This window comes from Alteromonas oceanisediminis, assembly GCF_018474025.1.
In the GTDB taxonomy this organism is placed as follows: domain Bacteria; phylum Pseudomonadota; class Gammaproteobacteria; order Enterobacterales; family Alteromonadaceae; genus Alteromonas_E; species Alteromonas_E oceanisediminis.
The window spans coordinates 679341-686173 of record NZ_JAHCTA010000001.1; the positions used below are offsets into that span (position 1 = coordinate 679341).

Annotated in this window: 9 protein-coding genes; 4 read left to right on the plus strand and 5 right to left on the minus strand. The window is 46.9% G+C overall.

The window, feature by feature from the left end:
• Positions 1–57 precede the first annotated feature (57 nt).
• Entirely contained in the window at positions 58–486 is a 429-nt protein-coding gene (locus tag KIU71_RS03115) for a hypothetical protein (protein ID WP_250207190.1), read from the plus strand.
• Here KIU71_RS03115 and folA read toward each other — a convergent pair.
• From folA to rplU, 4 genes are all read right to left on the minus strand, one after another.
• Positions 440–940 carry a type 3 dihydrofolate reductase gene (gene folA, locus KIU71_RS03120; protein WP_214129682.1) on the minus strand — a complete coding sequence of 167 codons (501 nt, stop codon included), beginning with the start codon at positions 938–940 and terminating at the stop codon, positions 440–442. The genes KIU71_RS03115 and folA overlap by 47 nt on opposite strands.
• 65 nt (positions 941–1005) lie before the next feature.
• Positions 1006–2169 carry an Obg family GTPase CgtA gene (gene cgtA / locus KIU71_RS03125; protein WP_214129683.1) on the minus strand — a complete coding sequence of 388 codons (1164 nt, stop codon included), beginning with the start codon at positions 2167–2169 and terminating at the stop codon, positions 1006–1008.
• Positions 2170–2379: 210 nt separating this feature from the next.
• Positions 2380–2637: a 50S ribosomal protein L27 gene (rpmA, locus tag KIU71_RS03130; protein ID WP_214129684.1), complete on the minus strand. Its 258-nt coding sequence runs from the start codon at positions 2635–2637 to the stop codon at positions 2380–2382.
• A gap of 15 nt (positions 2638–2652) precedes the next feature.
• Positions 2653–2964 carry a 50S ribosomal protein L21 gene (gene rplU / locus KIU71_RS03135; protein ID WP_214129685.1) on the minus strand — a complete coding sequence of 104 codons (312 nt, stop codon included), beginning with the start codon at positions 2962–2964 and terminating at the stop codon, positions 2653–2655.
• Positions 2965–3238: 274 nt separating this feature from the next.
• On the opposite strand from rplU, the gene ispB reads away from it, so the two are divergent.
• The gene (ispB, locus tag KIU71_RS03140) at positions 3239–4213 is read left to right on the plus strand and encodes an octaprenyl diphosphate synthase (RefSeq protein WP_214129686.1); all 975 of its coding nucleotides are present in this window, start codon (positions 3239–3241) and stop codon (positions 4211–4213) included.
• Between the two features lie 7 nt (positions 4214–4220).
• On the opposite strand, the gene KIU71_RS03145 is transcribed toward ispB, so the two are convergent.
• Positions 4221–5066 (minus strand): tyrosine-type recombinase/integrase, encoded by an 846-nt coding sequence (locus tag KIU71_RS03145; protein WP_214129687.1) that lies wholly within the window; start codon positions 5064–5066, stop codon positions 4221–4223.
• 178 nt (positions 5067–5244) lie between these two features.
• Here KIU71_RS03145 and KIU71_RS03150 point away from each other — a divergent pair, with 178 nt between their 5' ends.
• On the plus strand, positions 5245–6000 hold the full coding sequence (locus tag KIU71_RS03150; protein WP_214129688.1) for a DUF4272 domain-containing protein: 756 nt from the start codon (positions 5245–5247) through the stop codon (positions 5998–6000).
• Positions 6001–6168: 168 nt separating this feature from the next.
• Complete coding sequence (locus KIU71_RS03155; protein WP_214129689.1) at positions 6169–6651, plus strand: hypothetical protein; 483 nt, start codon at positions 6169–6171, stop codon at positions 6649–6651.
• The last annotated feature ends 182 nt before the right edge of the window (positions 6652–6833 follow it).

Sequence of the window (6833 nt, forward strand, 5' to 3'; positions counted from 1 at the left end):
GTTTTTTATTTCGGATGGGCGTATTGGGCAAACAGCGCGCCCGATATTGACCCCGCAATGACGCTTCAAAGCGCCTTTGTGCAGGGTGCTTACAGTGGCCTGATCACACTGGGCTTTACGTTCTTGCTTGAACGAGCAAACCATTCACTGGCGCATCGGTGCTTGTCGTTGGCGTTTATGGTACCGGTGTTATGTGCGGTACACAGCCCATCTCGGCAGGCATCGGCAATGCGCGATGCAATGAACGATGCATTAGACCAATCTGCACGTCGATTAGCAGGCGCTCAGTTACCGGGCGTGGTTTTCGCCCCCATCTTGCCGATTCTGGTTCAATCAATACTCGTGGTGGGTGTGAATCTACTCAATCAAACGCCAAATCTGTGGCTAACTGTCACGCCTTCTATTGTGTTCAGTACGGTGTACGCGTACAGCTACAGTATTACTCTGTGGCGCTCGCAGAAATCCGTTCCAGCGTCACAAACGTGAGATCATGTGGGTTACGTTCATCAGCTTCACGATGCTCACGGGCAATTTCGCGCCAATACGCTGCATCTTCATAGTTGGGGAAATACGTGTCGCCTTTGATGTCCGCGTCAATCAGGGTGAGGTATAACCGTTGAGCCTGCGGTAAGAAACTCTGGTAGATCCGCCCTCCTCCAATGATCATGACTTCTTCACCGGCATAAGATTGCGCCAGCTCAAGGGCTTTTTCACAATGATTAACGACTGAAGCATCCGGCAAAACATAGTCATCTCGACTGGAGACAACAATGTTCGGTCGCCCGGGTAGCGCTTTGCCGATAGATTCATAGGTATTGCGCCCCATGATCACCGGCTTTCCCAACGTAACCCGTTTAAAATGTTGTAAGTCGGCAGGCAAGTGCCATGGCATGGTGTTTTGAGCACCGATAACGCGCGCTGGCGTCATCGCTGCTATCATGGAAATTCGCATAGAGGCGGGTACTAAACAAAACTCAATGCTGTGCAGTTTACCCGAGCGCAGTGCTATTTGCGATAAATGATCTGCATATCATGATCATCATCGTCGTCATCCCAATCGTCATCATCGCCATCAAAATCAGCCTCTTGCGCGGCGTTTTTGTCAAACGTATCCCATTTAAAGTCAATCGGTTGCTGATCATCCTCAGCACCTGTGTCGGCTGGCAACGCATGAATAAAGTCCATGACCTTGCGACATAACGACTGCGTTTCGAGTTTCTGGTATGCCGAAATCTGATAATAGTCGCCTTCCCACTCAAGTGCTTTGACTATTTTAGCGGTCAATGCTTCGGCTTCCTCTGGCATTAACAGGTCAATCTTATTGAAAACCAACCAGCGCGGTTTAGCGGCCAGTTTAGGGCTGTATTTTTCCAGCTCGTTAACTATTGCTCGGGCGTTATCAACCGGATCGGAGCCATCCACGGGCATAATATCAACCATATGAAGCAGCACACGGCAGCGCTCGAGATGACGCAAAAATTGAATACCCAAGCCGGCGCCTTCTGCAGCGCCCTCGATCAGCCCTGGAATATCCGCAATCACGAAACTTTCCTGTGAATCCATTCTCACCACACCCAAATTAGGCACCAATGTGGTAAATGGGTAATCCGCGACTTTCGGCTTTGCCGCAGAAACGGCTCGAATAAAAGTGGATTTACCGGCATTTGGCATACCCAGTAACCCCACATCGGCGAGTAGCATCAGTTCGAGCTGCAACGTTCTGATTTCACCCGGCGTACCATCGGTTTTAATACGAGGTGCACGATTGGTGCTGCTTTTGAAACGTGCATTTCCGAGCCCATGAAAGCCACCTTGCGCCACTTTAAGGCGTTGGCCATGTTGGGTTAGGTCACCCAGCAGTTCTGCGGTATCTTTATCCGTGGCTCGCGTACCAACAGGCACCCTCAACTCTAAATCTTCACCACCACGCCCTGTGCAATCACTGCCTTGCCCGTTCTGGCCACGTTGAGCCCGATGGAAACGCTCAAAACGATAATCAATCAGTGTGTTGAGGTTTTCATCAGCCACCAAATAAACACTGCCACCGTCACCACCGTCGCCACCATCGGGGCCACCGCGAGGAACATATTTTTCTCGGCGAAAACCGATAGTGCCATTGCCGCCATCGCCGGCTTCGACGCGAATTTCCGCTTCATCTACAAACTTCATGATTATCTCTGTTAATACTTACTGGGTTCGAACTGAAAAGTTTAGCCAGCGCCAAACCTTAAATGCTAATTGTGGTAAGCGACCACCTGGTTCGCTTACCTAATGCTACATAGTGTAGTCAACACTGCATGCTTACGCTATTTTGCTATTCAATGCGGTCATAAAAAAGCCCCGCATGAAGCGGGGCTTTTTCGAATTCGCTAAATTCTCTTACTCAGCAACGATGCTGACGAATTTACGGTTTCTTGGACCTTTCACTTCAAATTGAACTTTACCGTCAGATAAAGCGAATAGAGTGTGGTCTTTACCAATACCCATGTTGTCACCGGCGTGGAAACGAGTTCCGCGTTGACGAACAATGATGTTACCGGCTAGAACGGACTCACCGCCAAAACGCTTAACACCTAAGCGTTTGCTTTCTGAGTCACGACCGTTTTTGGTACTACCACCAGCCTTTTTATGTGCCATGTGTACGTGCTCCTATTATGCGCTAATGCCAGTGATCTTCACTTCAGTGAACCACTGACGATGACCCATTTGCTTACGTGAATGCTTACGACGACGGAACTTGACGATATTAACTTTTTCGCCACGACCGTGCGTAACAACCTCAGCTGTTATTTTAGCACCCGCTACTGAAGGTGTGCCGATTTTAACGTCATCACCATTACTTACCATTAAGATGTCTTCAAAATCGATTGACTCGCCTGGGGCGACTTCAAGTTTTTCAAGACGAACGGTTTGACCTTCGGCCACACGGTGTTGTTTACCACCACTTTGGAAAACCGCGTACATAAATTACTCCGCTCTGCGCACTGTTGCGCTGATTACAAAAACAGGGCGCGGATTGTACGTGATAACCAAATTTGAGGCAAGTGCCCTGCCGCGAAAAATGGCTATTTTTGCAACACTTTTTTCAAAACCAGCCAAAGCGCAGTGTTTCTGAGGGTTTGGTCGGTTGTAAAATCCGCCGAACGACCTGTATTTTCCGATATTCCCGACTGGATACCAAGCTTTATTGCTGTACAATTCACGACAATTTCGATGTCTCGGGTAGTCAGATTTTTTTATGGATAAAGATGCGATCCAAGCGCTAGCGCAAACCGATATGCTGGCGGTCAATCAACTGATCCAATCACAGGTCGCCTCTGATGTCGCCCTCATCGATCAGCTTGGCTTCTACATTGTGAACAGTGGTGGTAAGCGACTACGCCCTCTGCTCACTGTACTTGCCGCCAGAGCATTGAACATCCAATCGAACGAACATATTCATTTAGCCGCGATTATCGAGTTTATCCACACCGCGACACTGCTGCATGATGATGTCGTTGATGAATCGACATTGCGCCGTGGGCGAGAAACCGCGAACGAGTTGTTTGGAAATCAAGCCAGTGTGCTGGTGGGTGACTTTCTGTACTCTCGCGCATTTCAAATGATGGTGGGTTTACAACGCATGCGTGTCATGGATATTTTGTCTGACGCGACAAACCGTATCGCTCAAGGTGAAGTGATGCAGCTTATGAACTGCAACGATCCTAACACCACCGAAGAGCGCTATTTGGACGTTATTTACAGTAAAACGGCACGTCTGTTTGAAGCAGCCACGCAACTTGCCGCGGTGTTGACCGAACAGCCTGATGCGATTGAAAACGCAATGCAGACATACGGTAAACACTTAGGGACCGCCTTTCAGTTAATTGACGACGTTTTGGATTATGACGCCGACAGCGATGTGATGGGTAAAAATACCGGCGACGATCTCGCCGAAGGCAAACCCACGCTGCCTTTGTTATACGCCATGTGGAATGCCACAAACGAGGAAGACGCGGCGTTGATCCGAAGTGCCATTGAAAACAGCGATGGCTTGCCTGCATTCGATAAAATTTTAGCTGTTATCAAACAAACCGGCGCCCTCGATTACACCCGAAAATTAGCCGAAGCTGAAGCCGATTTTGCGATTCAGGCACTGAATGAAATTCCTGATAGCGATTACAAACAGGCGCTTGTTGCGCTAGCCCACACTGCCGTCGAGCGGAATGCTTAGTGCCCATTTACCCTAACGGGCTGACAACGGCATTACCGCCCCGCTGTAAAATGTGTGTATAAATCTGCGTAGTTCGCACGTCGGTATGACCCAGTTGATCTTGTACCGTTCGGATATCGGCTCCCGATTGCAGCAAGTGTGTTGCGAAGGTATGCCGGAGTGTATGCGGTGTCACATTTTTTGAGATACCTGCATCAGCTGCTGCAATGCGTATCGAGCGTTGGATTTGCTTTTCATCAATGTGGTGCCTGCGCACAAGTTTAGATTCCGGGTCAACACTGCGTTTGGTTGCCGAGAATAAATACTGCCATTCCAATTGTTTATTCGCGTGTGCATATTTTTTAGCTAACGTTACCACTCGATGCTTGCCCCCCTTTCCGTTGTAAACCCTGACACACTTAAAATCGAAATCAATATTTCCGACACGCAAGCGAACACACTCCATCAGGCGCAAGCCGCTTCCGTAAAGCATGCTGACAGCCAGCAAATGCAGCGACGAAACGTGCGCTAGCAACGCCGTAATCTCTGCCCGAGTAAGCACCACCGGCAGCTTTTTTTGTTGATGGCTTTTAGCGAAGCGCAAGTCTGCTGTTAATGGCTTCTGAATAATTTTGCTGTAAAGAAATGTCAATGCATTAAGCGCCTGGGCTTGCGTGTTTGCAGCAACGTTTGCTTCGGATGCTAAAAACGACAAAAATACTTCAACATCATTGTCGTGCAGCTTTGACGGATGCTGAAGCTGATGAAATCGAATGTACTTAGCGATCCACGACACATATGACTCGATTGTGCGCTTTGCATAGCGTTTACGACACATGAATGCCTCGATGTATTGCAAAAATTGTGACGGCATGTAGCTTCCTCCAAGCAGCGGCCACAGTATCTCTACTTTGCGCACTTAAACACTGTACACAAAAACAGTTTTAACGATATTGACTGCTTCAAAATATGCAGCACTTTTTTGGGGTGTTTAATTACCCCAGAGTGAATTACTTTACCCAGTGTATGAGGTTTTGAGAGGCCTGAGGAAAATGCCAGCCAAAGAAAGTCATGGACTTATACCCCACTTCGTCGTAGTTCTTTACCCCAGATTGAAAACTAATAAATTGTTAAGCACCACGGATATTCAGCATCTCATGTTTTTTTCTAGAATCAACCCACAGAAAATCAAAAAGAAAAACACGAAGACTCTTTCAAAACTGGGAATAATTGTTCCAGAGCATCTTCCCGCTTTAGACATTCCAAAATTTCGTAGTGCGCATGAAGTTGCAGAAAGATGTGTCGTTCTTGCGGTATTACTTCAATCTCACTTTGGAGCAACAAACGAATTTGTTTCGTCGTATTTGAAGCAAAATAACCTCATGCGGCATCTCACTGAGGAAGAGACTGCTCTTTTGGGGCAGGAATACAATAAATGGGAAGACCAGACTAAAATTGATTTGTATTGGAGCATAGAAGCGATATGGGCTCTCACATGGTGCGGAGGCTATCATGGCAACTTAACATTCAACTCTGAGGTTGAAGACTCACTCGCGTCCTATTTACCTAGTTTTGTAGACAACGAACCCGCGCAGGATTTCTTGAACTCATTTACATTGAGATCAGAAAAAGAAATTATTGAAAAATTGGATGCCTTTTACAGGGCACATTGGTTCTGTAGGCATTCGCAAATGAATAATAAAGCTACAAACTTAGTCAATATGGACATCATTATTGAGCGGAGGAAATCTCTTGAGTGGGTATGTTACGCTGAAGAATCTTGGGATGAGATATGCTTAGACACGTAGTGGCGCTTAACAAACCAATCAACACACTCGCTCCGCTCGCTGGGACAATTCCTCGCATGCGGCTTCGCGATTTTCGCATGCAAGCAATTGCCCCTTATCGGGGTTTTAGCGCCCAATTCAACGAGCCTCCGGGGCTTTTGACGCTTTATAAGCAATACACAAAGTATTTTGATAATAAAAGGAAAAAACAATGTCACAAAAATTTCATATCGTATTTGTTATTTTTTGGTTTTTTTAGTCCTCGCACACATAAGCGCCTACTCAGGAGCTGACTTCTTTGGAAAAACGATTAGCAATAAAGTAATAAATTCAAATAATTCAATCCTGAAAGCGCTGGGACTTCGCAACGACTCTGATAATCCATTTACCCTTAATGACAACGATCTATTCGTTGGTGGTAGCGACAGTACCTCTTTCCCTCTAAAGCGATTCAAGGTTGTCAACAATCATGATTTCGGCGGAGACGTTGTAGTTTGGTTCGAGCAGAGTAATCGAATCGAATGCGAGAGAATAGCAAGGATAAATGCCGAGTCCTCCGCATCCATAGAAATTAATTGCCCTCAATTACTTGAAGGGGACATATCCATACATGCTGGTTGGGCTGAAAACCATAAAAATTTAGCATCTGTGGCTGAGCGAATTGGGCGCTAACAAGGCGCTCAAAAACGCCCCTGTCGGGGCTGGGACGCAAACGTGGCGCGGCTTCGCCATTTTCGCGCCACATTTACGCCCTTTAGCTTAGCGTTGGTATGACTTCCCTTGTCAATAAAAACCGAGTGTCTCCCTGACATTTTTTCGGTCCATAATTAGCTGTTTTCTCGCTCTAAATAAAT